Source organism: Rhodococcus sp. D-6 (assembly GCF_040256695.1).
GTDB classification, from domain to species: Bacteria; Actinomycetota; Actinomycetes; order Mycobacteriales; family Mycobacteriaceae; genus Rhodococcus; species Rhodococcus pyridinivorans.
The window spans coordinates 4,121,274-4,140,140 of the sequence record NZ_CP132970.1; the positions used below are offsets into that span (position 1 = coordinate 4,121,274).

At 66.2% G+C, this 18,867-nt stretch carries 18 protein-coding genes; 9 read left to right on the forward strand and 9 right to left on the reverse strand.

The window, feature by feature from the left end; translation table 11 throughout:
• The first annotated feature begins 196 nt into the window (after positions 1-196).
• Positions 197-1,183, forward strand: coding sequence for a hypothetical protein (locus RBB84_RS19285; RefSeq protein ID WP_350246501.1), 987 nt, complete (start codon positions 197-199; stop codon positions 1,181-1,183).
• 58 nt (positions 1,184-1,241) lie between these two features.
• Positions 1,242-1,838, forward strand: a complete 597-nt coding sequence (locus RBB84_RS19290) for a restriction endonuclease (protein ID WP_350246503.1) — start codon at positions 1,242-1,244, stop codon at positions 1,836-1,838.
• A gap of 158 nt (positions 1,839-1,996) precedes the next feature.
• Here the strand turns inward: RBB84_RS19290 and RBB84_RS19295 are convergent, their stop codons facing one another.
• From RBB84_RS19295 to RBB84_RS19315, 5 genes are all read right to left on the reverse strand, one after another.
• Positions 1,997-2,560: a helicase associated domain-containing protein gene (locus RBB84_RS19295; protein WP_350246505.1), complete on the reverse strand. Its 564-nt coding sequence runs from the start codon at positions 2,558-2,560 to the stop codon at positions 1,997-1,999.
• Between the two features lie 101 nt (positions 2,561-2,661).
• The gene (locus RBB84_RS19300; protein WP_350246506.1) at positions 2,662-3,153 is read right to left on the reverse strand and encodes a hypothetical protein; all 492 of its coding nucleotides are present in this window, start codon (positions 3,151-3,153) and stop codon (positions 2,662-2,664) included.
• Between the two features lie 284 nt (positions 3,154-3,437).
• The gene (locus RBB84_RS19305) at positions 3,438-4,532 is read right to left on the reverse strand and encodes a hypothetical protein (protein ID WP_350246507.1); all 1,095 of its coding nucleotides are present in this window, start codon (positions 4,530-4,532) and stop codon (positions 3,438-3,440) included.
• Positions 4,533-4,869: 337 nt separating this feature from the next.
• Entirely contained in the window at positions 4,870-6,174 is a 1,305-nt protein-coding gene (locus RBB84_RS19310) for a WGR domain-containing protein (RefSeq protein WP_229568565.1), read from the reverse strand.
• Positions 6,175-6,224: 50 nt separating this feature from the next.
• Complete coding sequence (locus RBB84_RS19315; RefSeq protein ID WP_193904241.1) at positions 6,225-6,524, reverse strand: hypothetical protein; 300 nt, start codon at positions 6,522-6,524, stop codon at positions 6,225-6,227.
• 122 nt (positions 6,525-6,646) lie between these two features.
• On the opposite strand from RBB84_RS19315, the gene RBB84_RS19320 reads away from it, so the two are divergent.
• The 3 genes from RBB84_RS19320 to RBB84_RS19330 all read left to right on the forward strand — a co-directional run bounded on the left by RBB84_RS19320 (position 6,647) and on the right by RBB84_RS19330 (position 8,771).
• Positions 6,647-7,492, forward strand: a complete 846-nt coding sequence (locus RBB84_RS19320) for a hypothetical protein (protein WP_350246510.1) — start codon at positions 6,647-6,649, stop codon at positions 7,490-7,492.
• A gap of 63 nt (positions 7,493-7,555) precedes the next feature.
• The gene (locus tag RBB84_RS19325) at positions 7,556-7,939 is read left to right on the forward strand and encodes a hypothetical protein (protein WP_193904239.1); all 384 of its coding nucleotides are present in this window, start codon (positions 7,556-7,558) and stop codon (positions 7,937-7,939) included.
• A 580-nt stretch (positions 7,940-8,519) separates the two neighbouring features.
• Complete coding sequence (locus tag RBB84_RS19330) at positions 8,520-8,771, forward strand: hypothetical protein (RefSeq protein WP_193904238.1); 252 nt, start codon at positions 8,520-8,522, stop codon at positions 8,769-8,771.
• Between the two features lie 122 nt (positions 8,772-8,893).
• Here the strand turns inward: RBB84_RS19330 and RBB84_RS19335 are convergent, their stop codons facing one another.
• The 3 genes from RBB84_RS19335 to RBB84_RS19345 form a co-directional block, all read right to left on the reverse strand.
• Complete coding sequence (locus RBB84_RS19335) at positions 8,894-10,075, reverse strand: tyrosine-type recombinase/integrase (RefSeq protein WP_350246512.1); 1,182 nt, start codon at positions 10,073-10,075, stop codon at positions 8,894-8,896.
• Positions 10,076-10,763: 688 nt separating this feature from the next.
• Positions 10,764-11,597 carry a DUF6884 domain-containing protein gene (locus RBB84_RS19340; protein WP_350246514.1) on the reverse strand — a complete coding sequence of 278 codons (834 nt, stop codon included), beginning with the start codon at positions 11,595-11,597 and terminating at the stop codon, positions 10,764-10,766.
• Between the two features lie 34 nt (positions 11,598-11,631).
• A complete protein-coding gene (locus RBB84_RS19345) occupies positions 11,632-11,898 on the reverse strand; it encodes a hypothetical protein (RefSeq protein ID WP_138846054.1) in 267 nt (88 codons plus the stop codon).
• 963 nt (positions 11,899-12,861) lie between these two features.
• Here RBB84_RS19345 and RBB84_RS19350 point away from each other — a divergent pair.
• Positions 12,862-13,320 (forward strand): hypothetical protein, encoded by a 459-nt coding sequence (locus RBB84_RS19350; protein WP_350246516.1) that lies wholly within the window; start codon positions 12,862-12,864, stop codon positions 13,318-13,320.
• A 536-nt stretch (positions 13,321-13,856) separates the two neighbouring features.
• On the opposite strand, the gene RBB84_RS19355 is transcribed toward RBB84_RS19350, so the two are convergent.
• Positions 13,857-14,369: a hypothetical protein gene (locus RBB84_RS19355; RefSeq protein ID WP_350246518.1), complete on the reverse strand. Its 513-nt coding sequence runs from the start codon at positions 14,367-14,369 to the stop codon at positions 13,857-13,859.
• 191 nt (positions 14,370-14,560) lie between these two features.
• Here RBB84_RS19355 and RBB84_RS19360 point away from each other — a divergent pair, with 191 nt between their 5' ends.
• From RBB84_RS19360 to RBB84_RS19370, 3 genes are all read left to right on the forward strand, one after another.
• Entirely contained in the window at positions 14,561-15,175 is a 615-nt protein-coding gene (locus RBB84_RS19360; RefSeq protein ID WP_193904233.1) for a hypothetical protein, read from the forward strand.
• Positions 15,172-17,136 (forward strand): hypothetical protein, encoded by a 1,965-nt coding sequence (locus RBB84_RS19365; RefSeq protein ID WP_350246520.1) that lies wholly within the window; start codon positions 15,172-15,174, stop codon positions 17,134-17,136. The genes RBB84_RS19360 and RBB84_RS19365 overlap by 4 nt, the downstream gene beginning before the upstream one ends.
• A gap of 272 nt (positions 17,137-17,408) precedes the next feature.
• The gene (locus tag RBB84_RS19370; RefSeq protein ID WP_350246522.1) at positions 17,409-18,776 is read left to right on the forward strand and encodes a conjugal transfer protein; all 1,368 of its coding nucleotides are present in this window, start codon (positions 17,409-17,411) and stop codon (positions 18,774-18,776) included.
• Positions 18,777-18,867 lie beyond the last annotated feature (91 nt).

An 18,867-nucleotide genomic window follows, 5' to 3' on the forward strand; every position in this document is an offset into this window, starting at 1 on the left:
GGCTGGCGCGTTGGACGTGATGTGAGGAGTGGTGTTGGTGCCGGAGTACGTGGAGAAGGCGTCTGATTTGGGGGCGGGGTACCGGGTTCCGATGACGCGGAAGCGGCGGGCGGCGGCTGCGCGGCGGGGGAATCAGGGGATGTCGTCGGGGACGGTGCGGCGGCACGGGTGGCGTCGGACGCCGGGGGATGAGCAGTTGTTGGAGTTCGCCGGTGCGTTCGGTGCGATCACGCTTCGGCACGCCGCCGAACACTTCTATGGCGGGGTGTGGGAGACGGCGCGCAAGCGGGTGCAGTACATGCGGGAGGCAGGGCTGTTGGAGCGGTCCGACAACCTTCGGTGGGCGGGGACGGTGTTGTATCCGACGGCGGCGGGGATGGCGGCCGCGGCGGCCCCGGGGTTCCCGGAGCTGCGGGCGTTGGTGCCGTCGGAGGAGCGGATGCTGCACCGGTTGTTGGTGGCGGAGGCGGCGCTGCGGATGCGTGCCCGTGGGGTGCGGGTGGTGTCCGAGCGGCAGATGCGGGCGGTGGAACGCGCGAATGACAGTGGGCAGGCGGCGGAGGCGTTCGCACGGTTCGTGGGTGTGGCGGTGGCGGGGTCGTCGGCGGCGGATGAGTTCGGAATGGCGGTCTCGCCGACGATGGATGGGGCGGGGCGTGCGCGGTGGTTCGGGGTGCCGGTCGGGGTGGCGGGGGAGCTGCATTGGCCGGACTTCACGGCGATTGTCGGTGGGCGGATTGTGGCTGTGGAAATGGAGATCACGCACAAGGAGCGGTGGCGGATGCTGCAGGTGCTGCGGGGCTACAAGATGTCGATTGAGGCCGGTCATATCGCGCAGGTGTTGTGGGAGGTCACCCCGGATGTGCAGATGCAGTTGGAGGGTCGGCGCAGTGTCGGTGGGTGGGATGACGGGTTGCTCGCGGACCTTGGTTTCCTTGAGTCCGGACAGGCTCCGGACTGGTCTGTGAAGGGTCGGCCGATGGTGGTGCGGCCGGCGCAGGGCCGTGATGACGGGGTGCGGTACGCGCTGTCGCAGAAGACGCTGCCGCCGTCGCTGCGGTGCTCGTATCGGGTGTGGCGGCAGTGGCTGCAGGTGTGGGAGCGGGATGACTCTGCGTTGGAGTTCGAGGAGTGGTTGATGCGTCCGCGAACGCTGCAACGTCTGCAGAGTTTGGGCTCCTGATCTGACCTGAATGCGTGCTACGAGTGGCTACAGTGTCGGCAGATCCGGAGGTCGCGCCATGGATTCTCGGTCCCGATACATCACCACTCCAGAGGACGCCGAGCAGTTCGCGGCGTCACAGATGAGGGATATGGGCTTCCCGGATGCGAGGGTGACCGGGCGCGGCGCGGACGGGGGCGTCGACGTCGTTGCCCGCCGTGCAGTCGCTCAAGTGAAGTGGATGCATTCGAAGGTGGGGCGGCCGGATCTGCAACGCTTGTACGGGGCGCGGGGCGCAGAACATTCCAAGGACATGCTGTTCTTCGCGGAGCTGCTGTCCCCTTCGCCGTACACGCAGGACGCCGTCGGGTACGCAGACGAGCACGGGATCGGCTTGTTCGCCTATACCTCCGACGGCAATTTGTTCCCTGTCAACCAGCACGCGAAGGACTTCGTGGCGGGTATCGATCAGGTCCGCGCGGCTCGTGCCGCAAGGGCCGCGTTCATGGTTACGGTCCGCACGGTGGTGTGGTCGAGCCTGCTGGTTGTGTCGATTTGCGGGCTGTTCATTTCTGTCTTGACGGTCCCGTCCGCCGCCCCGGTGTGGCTTGGATTCCTTGCGCTGTCTGTGCTGGGGCTGGTGCTTGCCCGGGTCTATCAGCCAGGCGTCAAGTAGGGGAAGCGGCCCCTCCGAGCGTCGAGATGAGTGCGGCCCGGGCTCGCGTCGAGGGGAGGGAGACGCGAGCCCGGGCCGTGTGGTCACCGCGGTGAGGGGAGGAGCGCGGTGACCGGCGGGGCACTGTTTCGAGGGGAGGAAAACAGTGCCGTTGTCTGTTACGCCAAGTTCTGCCTCGACGTGTCTCCATGATTGCCTACCGCTTCTCCACCTGTTTCAGCGGCGGTATTCCGGCTGGGTGCGGCGAATCCTCCGCGGCGGTCGGAGTGCTCCATGAACCCGAGCTTGGACAGTGCCTCCAGGCGGTCCGGGGCGGTGAGCTTTCCGGCTCGCAGTTCCTTGCGGCGCGACTGCACCCACATGCCGAGGGCGAAGCCATCCTCGGTGACGCGGCGGCGGGGGACATCGGCGTTGCCATGGGTGGCGACGTACGCCCGCAGATGGTTCAGTCCGTGATCCCACTGCTGCTGGTGCAGTGAGGTGGGGCCGCGTACACCGCGAGGGCTCGTGGTCTCGAAGCCGACGGCGTGGAGCTGAGCGATCCGTTCCGGACCCAGCGAGGTGTTGCCGGCGCGGATCGCGGCCCGCTTATGGGCAACCCAGCTACCCAGAGCGAACCCGCAGTCCGGGCACATCCAGGACCGGGGCACGTGCCCGTCACCGTGCTGTTCGACGTAGGTACGAAGGTGCGACAGACCCGTCTCGAACCGCTTCTCCCTCATGCCCGCAGAGGTTAGAAACCGCCTTCTCCAGTCCGGATCGGTCGAGGCTCCGCGGTGGCGGTTCCTAACCTCGGACTGGACACGACAGTCCAGGTCAAGCGTTATCGGCTCTCGCTGAGGTCGCCGAGTGCGACCTTCTTCGCGCTGCTCGCGATAGTCGACAGATCCCGTCGCATCGCCTCCAACGTCTGTGTGGATCGCTTGTGCAGACCGAGGTGGTCGTCGGAGTGCATCGTGCGGGCCTCGCCGTAGAGCGTCGTAATGTCGAGGACGAAACGATCCTCGAATCGGCTACGACGGCGGCGCCGACCACCGTCTCCAGGGGTGTTCGGGGCGTCGAAGTACTCGATGGTCGCAACCACGCGATCGGCGATCGGCTCGTCGTTCACCGATTCGCCGGCCGCTTCCTCGTGCAGGATGTACCACGTATTTTTCAGCATCGTGCCGGGCATCAGGTTTGGGGTGGTCTGGTCGTAACGCTGTATCAAGAACGGCACGAGGCTCGGCTGGCCGGATCGCGTGCCGGTATCGGCAAGCGGCGGGTCGAAGGTCACCGTGACGTCGTAGGCGACGGTCTGGCCGTAGTTCCGCACCTCTAGATCCGCGCTTTGACTCGTGGGGTGGGGGTCGAGCGTCAGGGCAGCGCCGACCATCGGACGCGATCGAGCGTGACTGTCAGCGGCCTGCGCGCGTAGCGATCGCACACCGAGGAACGCGGCGACGGCAACCGATAACGACGTCGCTATCGCTCCGCCTACGGTCGCAGCGGCAGAAACAACAGGCGCTGATTCAGCGGTAATGCCAAGCACGGCGACGGTTCCCCTTCCATCGGAGAGGGCCGAGCGTACGGCCTTACCCCGACAGAGCCGGGACTACCTCAAGCTCGGGGCGGGGATCCTTCGACGAATTCGAGGAGGTCTTGAATGCGAGCAAGGAGTTCGTCGGTGCGGTCGTCGAGCTCTTCGAAGGCCGGCTCAAGGTCTGCCATCGCTTTCGCGGTGCCGCGGCGCGCGGCGAGACCTGCTTCGTAGCGTGCTGCGAGCTCCTCGCTGGACAACTCTGGGGGCTCGACAGGCTCGGTGCTGTCCTTCTCGTCTTCGCTGATGGCTTCGACGACATCCTCGACGGCGTCGGCCCAGCCGTCGTCGAAGAACTTCACCTGCCGTTGTTCCCGAGTGCTGGTGGTGCCGCTCAGGTGCGCGGTGAGGATGCGGGTGATGGCGCGGCGGGACAGGCCGACGCGGCTCAGGCTGGCGTGGCCCCATTTGTCGAACGAGGGCAGCAGCGGCCCGTTGTGCCGGATCGCGGGGAGCAGTTGGAGGCCGGTGGCGGAGTCGTCGGTGACCGGGGTGGCGTTGGTGAGGGATTCGCCGAGCCACCGGTTGGAGGGGGTGCGGTCGGTGAAGGCCTGCAGTCTGGCCCACCGCAGGTACACGGCGACCTGTTCGGTGCGGGGTGATTCGTGGGGGTCGTGGGGGATGACGATGCCGTGGCTGGGGATGCGGAGGGTGCGGCCGTCGAAGGTGACGTCGCTGCGTTGGAGGCGTCCGACTTGGATGGGGGAGAGGCCCACGCGGCAGGTCAGGGTGAGTAGGAGGGCGTCGCGTCGGCCGAAGAGACCTCCGGGCCAACCCGTGGTCGGCAGTCGGCGAATCGCTTCCAATGCGGTGTCCCGCAGGTCCGGACGCGGTCGTGTGCGGCGGGTCAGGCGTTCCCGCAGCGCGTGCGCGGTCCCGGGCGCGGGGTAACCGCAGCGGGTGTGGACGGTGTTGATCGCGGACAGACGCCGCCGGTGGGTTCCCGTCGCGGCCGGGTGCTCGTCGAGGAACATCGCAATCGTGAGCGGGTCCGCGGGTAGCGCAGGCGCGTCGACCGCGGTGCACCAGTCCGCGAACAGCTGCCAGTCGTACCTGTACCGCGCGCCGATCGCGATGGCCGGCACGAGGTCGCCGAGGGGGTAGGAGCTCGTCATGGCGTCATGCTCGCATCGCCCTGGTCCGGCATGAGGATGGGTGCGTCGGTCACCTGGGAAGGCTAGCCAGGGTGAGCACCGGGTCGGCCCGCCTCCCGCGGAATGCCAGGGGACGGGCCGATGCGCAGGTCGTGCGGGGTGTCAGGACACTTTGAGCGGCCGACCGTGTCTGCGCTGGTCACCTCGCTACCTCATGGTGGCCGATCCGGACGGGACTCGGCGGGCCGAGATCGGGCAGCTGCGGCCGGTTCGCTGAGGGGGGCGCGCACCCCGCCAGCACCAGGAAGCCCCCGGCACCGGGTGGTGTCGGGGGCTTCTGACGCCGATCGGGTGCTGGTCAGACGGCCTTGTTGGTGCCTGCGTCGGCGAACTGGTCGAGCAGGCACTCCGTGGGGGCCTTGTCGTGGCGCTGGCGGATCAGGCGCGGCTGAACCATCCGCGGGTGCTCGGGGTTGGCGACGTACAGGAACGTCACCACCCAGACCTGACCGACCTCGACTGCGCCCTTGCCGATGGTGGACGCGGTACCGACCTGGACGAGGTTCCCCTCGGCGTCGTGGACGGCGAGCTCCGCGGAGTCCTTCACCGGGTGCAGGGCGGTGACGACGACGTCGACGTCCTTGATGAGCTTGTGCTTGACCAGCATGGTCGAGCGGCGACCGGACTCGTATGTCCCGCAGTAGTGGCGCAGGATGATGCCTTCGCGCTGCTCGGCCACAGCGGATTCGAGCATGTCAGCCTTGTGCTGCGCGGTCACCGCGACGGGCGCGAGCACCACCGGGCTGCCCTCCGTGGCCTTGTCGACGGCGGGGATGCCCAACACCTCGGTGAGAATGGTGAGCGTGTGGTGGCGGACCGGGAACCCCATGGACTCGCGCGCCCAGGTGTTGATGCCGTCGGTGGCGACGATGAGGTCAAAGAGCACCAGGGTGCGTCCCACTACCTCACCGTCGAAAACCCAGCGCCCGGAGTGCAAGGCGCTGAACGGATGCAGGTGCGACGGTCCGACGTTGCGGACCTTCGCCTGCCCCTGGCGGTTGAGGACGCGAATCTCGCCGTTGTCGATTTCGATGACGACGCGGTCGCCGTCGTACTTGAACTGGGCGCACCAGTCGTCGGAGTCCATCGCGTCCGCCACGATCTCGGCGGGCTGCACGGAGGCGAGCATCGGTCGCACCGGCAGCGAGGGCATGGTGTCCTCGGCGACCGCGGGCTCCCCGAGGAACGAGGTGGCGGTCAGTGCCTCGACAGCGGCAGCGGTGAAGTCTTCACGACGGGTATCCATCTCGACGGCGGCGACCGGCTCGGTGACGATGCCGACGGCGTCGCCCTTCTGCAGACTCTCCACGAGCGTATCGAGCACCGCGAGGTTGTCCGCGGTGATGACGGTGCTGGTTTCGACGCCACCCGAGCGCACGGGCTCGTAGCCCTTCTTCACCTTGCCGGCGAACTTGGCGGCGGCGGCCTTCACTGCCGCCTCGGGGCTGGCGGTCTCGACGATCTTGGTGAAGGTGCCCAGGGTGCCGTTTCGGCCGTACTGGGAAACCCATGCGGAGCCGAAGGTGAAGGTCCGGTAGAACTTGTCGTTCCCGGCGCGCGGGTCGATGTAGACGGCCTCGTTGATGTGAGCGGTAGTGGTCACTGCGGTCCTTGTTTCCTTCCGGGGCGAGTCGATGTGCTGGTCGTGGGGGGTCAAGACGCCTTGAGCAGGCCGACGGTGTGAGCCAGGCCCTCGATGTCGTCGCGGTCCTCGCTCGACTGGAGGGTCGGGTTGACGATCGTGACCGGCAAATCCTGGTCGAGGTAGAGGGTTCCGGCCTCGGTCTCGACGCTGACCATTCTGGGCATGACGTCCGACAGTTCGACGGTGCCGGTGACGCGGACGTGGCCGTCGTGGGCGCCGACGATCACGGCGCCGGTGATGTGGGTGAGCTCGCCTGGCGCAATCTCGATGTGCGCGACGGTGGCGGGGCTGTCGGAGTGGGTCGTCATGGTGTTCTCCTGGTCGTCGGTGCTGGTCTGGGGCAAACGTAGGAGTGGGCCGGTCCAGGTGTTTCAGCACGGCAATCCGTGAGTCGGGCTGGGTGCTGGGCGGCCGCCGGTAGGTTGCGCAGATGGCTCAGTTCACGAGTGACCCGGTGCGGACCCGTCAGCGGATCGCTGAGCTCGACGAGTACATGTCCAGGTCGGTGTTCGGTGCGGGCGGTTTCGTCTGCCGATCCAGTGCCAGCTGTGGCAGTGCGGCCGCGAAGAAGGCTGCCGACTTCTACGAAGGACAGCTCTCTCACGTGGGCCTGCACTACGACCTATTCGAAGACGGCGTCCCCCTGCGAGTGCTGGTGCTGGGCATGGAGATGGGGCGCCCGGACCGGCACATCTCCCTCGAGACGCGGCGACTGCAACAGGACGAAGCGATCGGGATGAGGTTCGGCGCCCGCCATGCACACATGCTCGGCACCACCAGCGCACTGCGCGCCGCGTTCGGCCGCGGCCTGGGCGATGACCGTGCTGGGGAGTTGTTGCCGCTGGCGAATCACCCGGTGCCGCAGCACGTCATGCAGTGCTATGCCCTGGTGAACAAGCGATTGTGCTCGGCGGTGCGGCCGGTCGACTCGGCGAAGGGCCGCCGATTTCAGGCCGCGCAGGTGCCGGCGATGGACCGGGCATGCCTCCCGCACCTTGCGGCGACGATCCGGATCCTCGAGCCCACCATGGTGATCCTGCAGAGCAAGGCACTTCGGTCGCTGATCGCGCCGCACCTCAAGCATGTTGAGCGGATCGATCCGGCGAACGAGCAGCTCGAGTACGCCGAGTTCGCCGGCGTCGCCACCGCGATCGCGAACTTCAGTCACCCCGCCGCTCACGCCCCGTACAACTGGGGCAGCTCGCACCGGAACGTCTACGCGATGGATGTCGTCGAGCCAACGTTGGAGACTGCGCGCAGCTTCCTCCTCGGATAGCCGCCGGTTGTCCTCGGTCGTTATCGCATGCGAGGGGCCGTTTCCACTGCTTACACTGCCGACATGGGTGAGCCCTGGGTCGACCGCGAGCGACTCGCTGACGCCGCTGACCTGTTCGCGGAGAAGGTCGACGTGCTGCTCGACCGAGTCGTGGACAGCGCGATCGGCCCTGCCCGCGCCCACTCGGCAGACCAACTACGGGACGACAGCGAGGCGCGGCTGCTGACGCGGATCGCGATCGCACATCGCGCCGGTGTCGATCCGGTGCTGGACGTGCAGCGCGCGCTGCGCGTTGGGATGACGTGGGAGCAGATCGGCGACGCGACCGGGATCGGTGCAAGTCCGGCGAGGACGAGGTGGTCAACGGACCAGCCGGTGGAAGGGACGTCGGACAACCGATCGCGGCGGCGCCGTTCGGTCGATGACCAGCAGATGTCGATGTGGTGATGGGTCTCCACCTGCGCTGATCGTCCCTGGTCTGTGGTGAAGCGTCGGGGATATGCGGGGAAAGCGTGCGCGGTTGAGTTCGAGACTTGGTGGACGCCGGCTGGTCTCGAGCACCGGTGTGCGAGGAAGGCAGCGAACAATTCGAGTATTCGCATAGTCATGCGACCCTGCCTGTGCACGGAGCATCATCGATTCACACGAGGTACCGCGGTCGGAAGCGATCCGCCTCGACTTCTTCCCGGCAGGAGTCGCCCCACCGCTCCGACAGTGTTGATGGTGACGCCATTGCCGGTTAGCAGGTTGTGCTCGCGGGCGAAGATCTCGACGGTGGCGGGGAGGCGTAGCCGGTCTGGGGGCGCTGGAGTGGTGGGGCGCCATATCTCCCCCGAGGACATCACTTACGCGAACATCGAGCCAGGGAGTGCCGCCTGGTGGTCGTGCCGCCTGGTGGTGGTGCCACAGACAGTGACGCACTCACTGATCCCTGCCTGTGACGGTGAAACACGTCGGTGCCCGATGGGAGATTCTCGGTTCACGCTCGGCACCCCGATCGAGCGATCCGCACCACATAGGAGGCTTCGTGTCCGTCCCCCCTGCGTTCGCTCAGATTCCCGAGGTCAAGCCGGAGGCGCCGCCGTTTGTCCCCGACCTGGTCGGCGCGTTTGACCCGGTGTGGTGGCTGCTGCTGATCGCCGCGATCGTCGTGTTCGGGATTGCGTTCGCCTCGTACCGCGGCGTCATCCGGCTGCGGATCGCCGAGGAGTTCCCGCTGCTGTTCCTCTCCCCGGTGGCGGCGGCCGTAGCAGTCGCGGCCCTGGCGTACGGGACATAGCCGCAGCCGGTAAGACCGAATAGCGAAACGGCGGTGGGCTGTCCCGAGACAACGGGCAGGCCGCCGCCGTTCGTATCTGATCGGTGCTGGTCCGCGTCGAGCAGCTCGCGAACAACTTTCGGTCAGCGAGCGAAACGGGTGACAGCGTTGCCCGTCAGCGGGTTGTGCTCGCGGGCGTAGATCCCGACGGTGGTGGGGGAGGCGTGCCCGGTCTGCCGCTGGATTTCGTGGGGTTGTGCGCCGTTGCGGAGTGCTTCGGTGACGAACCCGGCGCGGACGGAGTGGCCGCCGAGTTGGGCGATCTTCGCGGGGGAGAGGCCGCCGGCGTGGGCTGCCCTGCGGTAGACGGCGTGGATGGCCTGCCCGGACAGTGCGGTGTCGCCGAGGTTGCCGTTGACGCGGATCGGCCGGAACACCGGCACGTCGATGTCGGTGAGCTGGGGGTGGGGGAGATGGCAGACGTGCCCGGTTGGATAGTCGTCGGTGCGGAGCAGTCGGATGATGCCGGGTCGGCCGGCAGCTTGGTGGGCGGCGATCACGTCGAGCCAGCGGCGGTAGGCGCAGGGGCCGCACACGGTGTGGGTGAGGGCGACAGGGGCGGCCTTGATCAGGCCGTGGCCGGTTTGGTCGGTCTTCGAGCGGCGGACCCTCATGTGGAGGCCATCGCTGGAGTGGATGGTGACGTCGCGGATCTGCAGGTCGGACAGCTCTGACCGGCGGAACGCACCGAGGAACCCAAGGAGGAGCAGTGCGGAGTCGCGGCGCTCGCGCGTTCGGGATTGCCAGGTCTTGGCCTCGCCGCGGAGAGTCGTGACGATGTGCTCGATCTCGGCGAGCTCGAGCGGCGCGACGCGTTTGACGGGACGGTCGCCGGCCGCGGCGTAGGTACGGCGCAGACCGGAGATGGTGTCCTTGACGAGCTGGTATTCGCCGGGTGCGCGGTGGTCGACGGCGCGGTGCCAGTAGTTGATCGAGGCGACCCACCGGGCGAGGGTGTTCATCGAGTAGGCGCGCTCGCCGGTCTCGGTACGCAGGTCCGCGCATTCGGTGAGGTAGTCGGCGACGACGGCGGGGTGGGCCGGTATCGAGATGTGGCCGTGGGCGCTGCACCAGGCGGTGAACTTCTCCCAGTCCTGCCGGTAGTTGCGGGCAGTGGAGGGGGAGTGGCGCTGTTCGAGAACGGCGACGATGCGAGCTTTGGATTCAGCGGAGAGGACGGGGGCTGTGGACAGCTCCGGGTTACCCGCGGCCACCGGGGCCGGTGCGGCAAGGATGGTTTCTCCCAGCAAGTGCTCTGTGGTCAACGCCGCTCCTCTCCTGTCTGGAGGGAGCCTACCGAGGAGCACCGACGCCTCGGTGGGACCGCGGTTCAGTTGAATCGCTATTGGAACCGGGCCAGGCACAGTGCCCGGAGGAGTGATCTGGAGTCTGTCATATGGCCGGCCTATCCGCGATGTCCCATACCGGGGAGGCCACCGCCAACGACGGTACGGACCTGCGTCGGCTTACGGCGGTTCTTCGTCCGTCGCTCTTTCGCTTGTTCGGTGAACTCCAGTTCTATGAGAGCGCTTAAGGACTGTTGGAGCTCAAGGGCTTCATTGCGTAGACGCGCCAGTTCCGCAGGCGAACATGAGTCTGCAATGTGCTGCATCACCGTGTTGACTGGTGACCCGGATTCAAGAACTTCCCTGTCGGGAAGTCCGATTCGGGCTATGTGGCTCTGAACCGCTAGATGAACGGCATTCTTGACCGACTCACCGCCAATCGCGAGCGGCTTTACCTGCTTTTTCTTGCCAGGCTTGGATCGCGGACGGGGAGGAACCACAGCGTTTTGCACCTGCTGACGCACGATCTTCCGTGCACCGCACCGCGGGCATCCGACAGCAGCACTAGCTGATGGATACCGCACACCGCATACACAAATGAACGCCATCACGTGCCTTCCCATAGATTTGCCCCACTGTATCGACCCCACTGCGGAAATCAGCCAGTTCATCGGAAGGCTTGCGATCGGTGCATTGCCATGCGTGCGAGGCGATGCTGCTGTTCTCCGATGCTGCGGGTGCCAGCGAGTGGGGTGCGGGCGTGTGGCCACACCTGCTGCGCGAGCCTGGTGTAGTCACGTCCGGCCAGGATGACGACATTGGGGTGTCCGAGGAGTCCCTGCTGATCGGCCTGCTCCTGGAGCTGCTCGGCGGTGACGGATCCCGGTCGGCCGAAGCGCAGATCGTACGGTGCGATGACCTGGTCCAGGGGTAGTAGGCCGTGGAGGGCGCTGATGATGCGGATGTTGTCGCTGCTGGTGAGGGCATCGGCGGCGCGGCGGGTGAGTCGGTGGTAGCTGCCGGTGTACAGCTCTCCGGCCGGGCAGGGAAAGGGCGCTTTGGCGGCTCCACAGGGAACGATGACCAGCGGATCGCTCGCCGTCTCGGAGTAGACCGGAGTGACCCCGAGGTCCGCTTCAGTCCGGAGCTGGCGGAGGTCGTGTGTGACATGGTCGGCGACCGTCCACCGTAGCCAGTGCCAGCCGCGCCGTTCCGAGAGCTTGAACTCGCCGTGGCTATGGCCAGCGACGTGGAACGGGGCGTGCCAGAGCTGCAGATCGGTGTTGGGGAGGGTCATTTCGACCTGGTCGTGGGGTCTCCAGAGACGGGTGTGCAGCGGACCGATCGCGCGGGGGATTCCGATGTACTGTCCGCCGGTGGCGGGACCGATTCCGGGCAGCGATTCCACGAGTCCTACCTGCATGATCAGGTCGACCCCGGGGGAGGGTGGGGTCAGGTCGGGGTCGTCGTAGTCGTATGTGGGGCGGAAGTTCGGCGGCATCGAGATGTCCTTGGGGTTTGGGGGAAGGGAGTGGCTACTCGCTGGGGGTGGTCTTGTTCGCCCAGTCGCAGCTGAGGCCGCCGGCGTCATAGCCGGTGCTCTGCTCCCAAAGGCACAGGACGGACGTTCCGTCGGAGAGCTCGATGGTGTGGACGCGAACCCAGGTCTTGGGGTCGCCTTCGATTCGGGTGACTTTCGGGGCATTGTCGCTGGTGGGGGTGCAGGCGGCGAGGGTCAATGTGGTGGTGGCGGCGAGCAGCGTTGCGACGGCGATGCGGGAGGGGCGGTTGCGGTAGGTCATCGGCGGCTCCAAGCGTCTGGCGATCAGGTCGTTGGGATACTGTCGGGCCGATGTTCGGGGTGTTTCAGTTGCCGCTGGGCGTTGGCTGGCGGAGGGGAATGTCCTGGTCGGGCGGGTAGTTGGGCGGCCTCACCGGCCCGTTCCGTCACGTGACATAACGGGTTGCGCCATGAGGTGGCCGAATCCTCATCTTGGGGTTTCCGCAGCGGGTCGATGAGTCGCAATGGGCCGTGGCGAGGGGGATTCAGCGCCCGTCGGCGTCGGTCACCTGACGCCCGAAATGACCGGATTCCCTCGGCGTGCGGATAGGCGGACCGCCTCAAAGTCGGTGATCGCCACATTCCTGGTCATCGCATCAGTGTTGGCGCTAACTGTCATTAGCGCTGCTCGCACCATCAAAACGGGACGTTACTTGAAATACATCCCTGTTCCGCCACAAAACCCCAGGTCACTGTTGGTTCTCGGTTTCAGTGTCAGTTTCTCAATTTCATGTCAGTTGGCTGTCAGCGGCGTGTCGATTTCTCAAATTCGTGTCAGTATCGGGAGTCGGAAAAGTGCCCCCGACCAGCGAGATTGAGGTCAGGTACGTGCAGGACTCCAGATGATCCTGTCGCAACGACCCCCGCTACGTAGATCCCCATCGAATGATCCTGGGACTGCCGGTCACGCAAAGTCCGCAGTCGTCCCCCGCCGGCGGCACTATTCCGAGATGTGCTGGTCGGCCACCAACCGTGGGCACGTCGAGCCTGACGCGAACCTCGGGCGCCACCGATCAGAGCAATCGGACGATGGACCCCAGTTGCTTCACACCGCGTTACCTCGGCGATCGGCGACCTCTTTCCTATGATGCGCGAGAGGCATGGACCACCGAGATGGACGGTCGGTCATCTGCTGATCGACTGCTCCGGTTGCAGAAGGGAGAGAGGCACCATGTTGTACATCGGCAGAGCCAGCGTCGACCGAATGTTCTGTGTGAAAGACGCGGACGATCGGGCCTGGGAAGAACTTCCTCAGTTGCCCGAGCCAGGATTCGGTCTGCTCGCTGCCGACACCGGGATGGTCTATGTCTATACAGGGATGTCCATGGGACCACTCGACCTGCAGGTCGAGGTTCTCGGTGAGGCTCCCGATCTCGTCGACAGAGAATGGGAAGACATCGAGGAAGCCTCGCTGCAGACCTATTCGGATATCGCCACGGTGCTCACCGGCGCGGAGGAACCCGTCGAGGGTTTTCCGGACACGGTGCTGTCGGCCGGTGCCGGAACCTATCGGGTCCGCGCCTATGCCACAGGACGCGACTTGGCGTGGGATCTCGTCGTCGACAAGGTGGTCGAGCGATACAAGCTGCAGATATGGCCTGCACCGTATGCGCCGCCACGTATCGTCCAGCATCGCAGCGCACACGCAGTGATGGGCTACTAGAAACTGCTGTCGGCAGACAGGACCGAGTTGATCCCGTTGTCGAGCGGACGACCCCGCGAACACGTGCGGTCATTCTGGAACGGTCAGTAAGACGGGACCGGAATTTCTGAGGATTCCGACAAGATCGTGAGAAACCCGGACTGACACGAATTTGGAAACCCGAAGGTCCAAGGACCGTCCTACTGACACATCCGGCGAGAACCTACAGTCACGACTACTTGAGATGCAGCGAGAATTAACAGAATCCGCGGTTTTTTAGCAGGCTGCCAAGCAATCATACTGCCGCTGACCTGCGAAAACATGCGAAACCCGCTCCCGACTCCAGGGAGTCTTGCTCGAATTGCTGAGAAGCTTGTCGACTCGCCTCACGAGGGACGCTCTACGGGAGCCGGCTGACCCGCTCTACCCCCTGCGAACTGGACCATGACGCAGAGCGGTTGCCGCCTCCTGCCAGCCACGTGGACGGTTCAGATACAGCTCGGGCCCGAGATGTATCAACACCTCGGGCCCGAGCGAGACGGACGGACAGTCGTCCGTCAGCAAGTCACCAAGAAGGAGAAGATCGCGTTGGCGTTCCGCGGGGAATCCTCACCCGCCAACTTCAACTGCACGTCGCCGGCGCCGTCGATCTCCACTCCGTTCATCCCCCACGTCACAGACTCCGCGCGTATCGGATTCGTGACGGGCTGTATCTCCGGCGCCGTCAGTACAACAGTCTTGGCGGCACCGTCGATCTTGATCTGAATGTCATTGGGGAAGGCAACATCCGCCTTCAACGACGAACCCGTCCCCTCACACGTGACGGACGCGAGCGCAGGGGAGACGTTGTCGAACCCGATCTTCTTCTGCTCCTTGTTCCAGTTCACTTCCAACATGACGCGCCCGTCGACCTGACTCACTGAGCCAGAACGCGTCGCGGAGGCGGCGGTCGACGCCCCGGTCCCAGCCGCCGCTTCGCTGCCGTCATCGTCAGATGAACCGCATGCCGAGACACCGATCAAGCACAGCGCAGCGAGCGCCGTTCCTGCGTACGTCTTCATCCGGGTCACGAGCGTTTCCCCAACCTTCCGCCCGCCGTACTTCGGCGGTCTTTGTTCGAAAACTACCGGACGAGCGATGCGGCCTCTCGGCTGCAACACGACTCCCGACTGCAGCCAACGCCGGCCAACTCGCACGTGCCGGGACCTGGAGAAGGCGTTTCCGAGACTGCTTCCGACCGAATTCCGGTGAAGGGAGCACGATGTCCGACGAGGACGGCTACGACGAGGACCCCAGGTCGCCAGGGCGATCCAACGAAACCTCTGCAGGACTACCGATCGCGGCCCGCGTCCTGGCGGTGCTCGTTCCGATCGTCACGGTGCCGGCGACCATCGCAGTGACTGCGGTGTCATTGCTCATCGTCGAACGGCGACGAGTCCGCGGGCGGTGGTGGGCAACCTGGGCAGCCCTGAGTTTCCTACTCGGCGTCCTCATCTCCGGTTCGTTGCTTGCCTGGGTGCTCCAGCCCCTCCAACTTCCCGCGTGGCTCATCACATCTCTGGCTGGCGCCTCGCCAGCCGACGCTGCCTCCGGTGTCGACGGTGACGTCGGCGCCGCGCTGCGGGACGTCGCGACGTCGACGGCCGGGGCTGCGGTACTCGGGCAGCTGCTGTTCGCGTTGCCTGTCGGCTTCGCGGTCACCGCGGTGTTCACCCGGGTGCGCCGATTCAAGCGGGAGAAGCTCGGCGAGATCGAAGGACCCGAGTTCTCGAACTGGCGGCCCGTCGGTGTCCTCGATCGGATGCGTGCGCGCCGCGTCACCGAACAGATCCGCGCCGGCCATCACACCATCGCACCTATCGAGGCGACCTCATGACACTGAATCCGATCTCTGCCAAGACCACGCTGTTTCGCCGACGCGGCCACGATGCGGGGCAGGTCGCCGTCGGCATCGGCCGCTACGGCTTCCCAGCCGTCTGCGACCTCGACGCGTTGAAACTGCCGGCGCTCGTGCTCGGCGGCCCCCGTACCGGTAAGACACGACTCGCGAATTCGATGAATGCTCAGCAGGTCCGGGTGACCGGTGGCGGCGCGTGCATCATCGATTTCAAGGGCGGCGACGACATTCCCTCGTACTGGGCGGAGGTGGCGCAGCAAGAGAATCGGGCGTTCCATCACTTCACGCTGAACGAGAAGTCCTCCGGCGCCTACCGGCGCCCACACCCGTACGCGCGCACCCAGCCCTCGTTCTACGACCCGCTGGTGCGCGGCAACGGTGACAGCAAGACCGCGATGCTCCTCAATTCGGTGGACCGTGACGGCGACGCCGCGGCGTACTTGAGGACAGCCGAGGACGTCGTGATGTTGGCGTTCGACATCGCCGACCTGACGGGGTTCTCCGCCGGCAAGGGCGGGCTCGAGACGCTCACCGCGATCCTCGACCCGGCCGCCCTCGACAAGGCAGCCAACCAGCTGACGGTCGACGCGGTCCTTCGTGCGCATCCCTCGATGGCCGACGTCGATGCCCGCCGCCGCGTCAACGATCTACAGCAGCGGGTCGCGGAGATGGGGCAGAAGACCCGCGGTGCAGGCAATCTGCTGGCCGGCGCGATCGGGGACAGCCAGACGCTGATCTCGAAGTTCGCGAACTCGTCGGCACTGGGAGGTCGACTGCGCCCGGGACGCGACGCGACCGACACGATCGACCTCGTCCGGGCGGTGCTGCAGGGCGAGATCGTCGTGTTCTCGCTGCCGTCGAACGACTACCGAAGCCTGTCCATTCTGGTGTCGACGATGGTGCTACTCGATCTGCAGAACACGACCTCGACGCTGCGGAAGAACATCGCGGATGTCCGGAGGCTGACCGGGGATACCTCCCGCAAAGCTGACGCGACGCCGTGGAAGCCGTTCGTGGTGCAGGTCGAAGAGCTCGGCTCCGCGAAGTCGACGGCGGCCGCGGCCGCGTTGCTCGGGCTGCTCAACAAGTCCTCGAACGAAGGCATTCGCGTTACGCTCTCCTCGCAGGGCTGGGGTGATTTCGTCGCCGTCGACGGCACCGGTGTGTGGGCGAACCAGGTGCTCGAGCAGGTCTACAACCTCTTCTGTTTTCAGCTCGGATCCGACGCCGACGATCAGGCCGTCTGCGGGTTCTCGGGACAGGTCAACAAACGCAAGCCGCGGATGAAGCACGAGATCGACATCGGCGGCAGGTGGCGGCTGTGGTCCGGCGCCCGGTCGATGAACTCGGGCATGACCGATTCTGTCCGGGAGACTCGCATCCCCCTGGGAACACTGCAGGAGCTGACCAAGGACGACGCGACCGACACTCGCGAGTTCATCTGGATCGCGAAGACACCCACGCTGAGCGCGGTGCACACCGTCGACGAGGGGCCGAACATGTGGTTCGAGCCGCTGCGGTTGGTGACCGTGCTCGAACCTCCGAACCGGCACGATTTCTTCGGCGATCCGGCTGCGGTGGAGCAGGCCGAGGCTCTCCGTGACGAGGTGCTCGACAAGACATCGGAGCGGGTGCGGTCGGACGCGGTGCTCGCTCACGTGCTGTCGGCGGATGCCGCTTCGGTCGAGGAACCGACGCACGAGGCCGCGTCTGCGCCCGTGCTGGCCGACGCCGAGGATCCGTGGGCCGTCGCTGCGCCCCTGCCGGCGAGAGAGCAACTCCGCGAGCCCGTCTCCGTGCGTCCGGTCGATTCCGACGTGCCATTGCGACCAGATCCCGGCCCGGACCCGTGGGACGAGACGGACACCGAGTGGGGGATCGATCCCTGGGATAGCGACGCCGATCGTGGCCAGGCGGCGGTGGAGAAGTACGGAAGTTGAATGTGCCCGCGCAGTGAATTGACCACGCCGCCCGACGCCACCGATCTGTGAGGCCTTGAATGTCAGCTCCCACCCCGCCGCCCGGGTATCGGCCCGTGCACCCGCTTCCGCCGGCTCCGGGTTACACGCCCGCGCCGGCCGATCCGCCCGCAGCGTCGGCTCCGTCTGCTGGCACACCGACCGCTCCTCCGGTCCCAGATCGCAGGCCGCCGCGCCGGGCGATGCCGCCCGCACCGGTCGTTGCCCCCGGGACGGCTGGGGCTGCCCCTCGCATGCAGGAACGTCCGACCCGGCCGCGCCCAGCGCCGTCTCGGGCCCCGGCTGAGGCGCAACCCGAGCCTGCCTACGCCGCTACGCCGGACACCCCGCCTGCGAAAGACAAGAAGACCGGTAACAGCCTGCGCGGGCGAGCAACGGCCGCGTTCTCGGCCGTACGCGGAGAGCACGAGCCGGCGCCGAAGTACGACGGCTCCACCAATGACGACTTCGATGTCCCGCCGATCGGTGGGCATCCGTCCCACACGAAGAACCGCCAGTGGGCGGTGCGGCTGGGTATCCCGGTGGGTGTCCTGCTGTTGGCGGCCGGCACCACGTTCGCAGTGGGGGTGAACATCGGGTCGTCGCGTGTCCCGGCGCAGGGCGCGATCTCGCAGAACGAGGCGCTGCGGTTCCGCCTGTCGTCGTATCCCGTCGAGCAGGCAGCGGTGTTCGGTCAGCAGTACCTCAACGTCTGCCTGACCCGTCCGGCCGCGTCGAACACTGCCGCGGTCCGCACCCGCGGCGAGGTGCTGGCTCGGATGGCGACGAGCGGCACGGAGTCAGGGTGTGGCTATTCCGGTACTTCGACTGCGGAGGCAGAGAAACCGGAGAGCATCGTCTTCACCGGACAGATCAGCTCGGTGCGCGAAGGCTACACCGAAGGGGCCGCCGCGTATTTGACGTACCAGGTGGCCTACGACTCGGAAAAGACCTTGGAAGCGGTCGTTCCGGTGTGGGTCAACGATCGTGCAGACCCGACGCTGATGCGGGTCGTCGGCAATGTCGGCTTCATGCCGGCACCCCGGTTGGGTGCGCCTCCCGCCTACGCCGAGACGCGAGCCAAGGACGCCCAGCTGGCGACGCAGCTGCGCGATCAGGTGCTCTCTCCGTTCCTGCAGGCGTGGGGATCATCGGATGCCCAGCAGCTCAATCTGACGTTGACCGAAGACGCATCGTTTGCGGCTCGCGCTGGCCTGCGCGGCTTGTTGGTCAACCCCACCGTGGAGAAGGTGACCGTGTACACCGCCCGGACAGAGTCCGGCGGAACGATCCACTACCAGTCCGGCGACGAGGTTGTCGCGGAGACGACTGTCGAGTGGACCAGTGCGATGAGCACGTCGAAGCAGGCTGGCACGTACCAGATCCGGTTGCGGTACGTGCAGGGGAAGTGGGCGGTTCTCGACGTCACGGGGTCCGCCTTGGATCCGTCTGGGGGACCGGTTCCGAACAGCGGCGCAGCCGCGTCGTCATCGGGTGCGCCCGACAGTTCGTCACGCAGTGGATCGTCGTCGCCCTCGTCGCCGACAACGCCTGTGCAGCCGCAGGAGCCGACGCAGGCCGCGTCCGGTCCATTCGATCCTGCAGGGGTCCCCAGCGCGTAGTCCCCGGGGAAGTCCCTCGTAGAACGCCAATTTCGGCGTCTGTCGGGTTCGGGTGGAGAACCCATGCGAGATCGTGCAGTCGCCGCGACTG

Bases quoted from the DNA above. Each gene is read 5' to 3' on its own strand.
- RBB84_RS19290 (WP_350246503.1), top strand. From the start codon at position 1,242: ATGGATTCTCGGTCCCGATACATCACCACTCCAGAGGACGCCGAGCAG.
- RBB84_RS19295 (WP_350246505.1), bottom strand. From the start codon at position 2,560: ATGAGGGAGAAGCGGTTCGAGACGGGTCTGTCGCACCTTCGTACCTAC.
- RBB84_RS19305 (WP_350246507.1), bottom strand. From the start codon at position 4,532: ATGACGAGCTCCTACCCCCTCGGCGACCTCGTGCCGGCCATCGCGATC.
- RBB84_RS19315 (WP_193904241.1), bottom strand. From the start codon at position 6,524: ATGACGACCCACTCCGACAGCCCCGCCACCGTCGCGCACATCGAGATT.
- RBB84_RS19320 (WP_350246510.1), top strand. From the start codon at position 6,647: ATGGCTCAGTTCACGAGTGACCCGGTGCGGACCCGTCAGCGGATCGCT.
- RBB84_RS19325 (WP_193904239.1), top strand. From the start codon at position 7,556: ATGGGTGAGCCCTGGGTCGACCGCGAGCGACTCGCTGACGCCGCTGAC.
- RBB84_RS19340 (WP_350246514.1), bottom strand. From the start codon at position 11,597: ATGCCGCCGAACTTCCGCCCCACATACGACTACGACGACCCCGACCTG.
- RBB84_RS19345 (WP_138846054.1), bottom strand. From the start codon at position 11,898: ATGACCTACCGCAACCGCCCCTCCCGCATCGCCGTCGCAACGCTGCTC.
- RBB84_RS19350 (WP_350246516.1), top strand. From the start codon at position 12,862: ATGTTCTGTGTGAAAGACGCGGACGATCGGGCCTGGGAAGAACTTCCT.
- RBB84_RS19360 (WP_193904233.1), top strand. From the start codon at position 14,561: ATGTCCGACGAGGACGGCTACGACGAGGACCCCAGGTCGCCAGGGCGA.
- RBB84_RS19365 (WP_350246520.1), top strand. From the start codon at position 15,172: ATGACACTGAATCCGATCTCTGCCAAGACCACGCTGTTTCGCCGACGC.
- RBB84_RS19370 (WP_350246522.1), top strand. From the start codon at position 17,409: ATGCAGGAACGTCCGACCCGGCCGCGCCCAGCGCCGTCTCGGGCCCCG.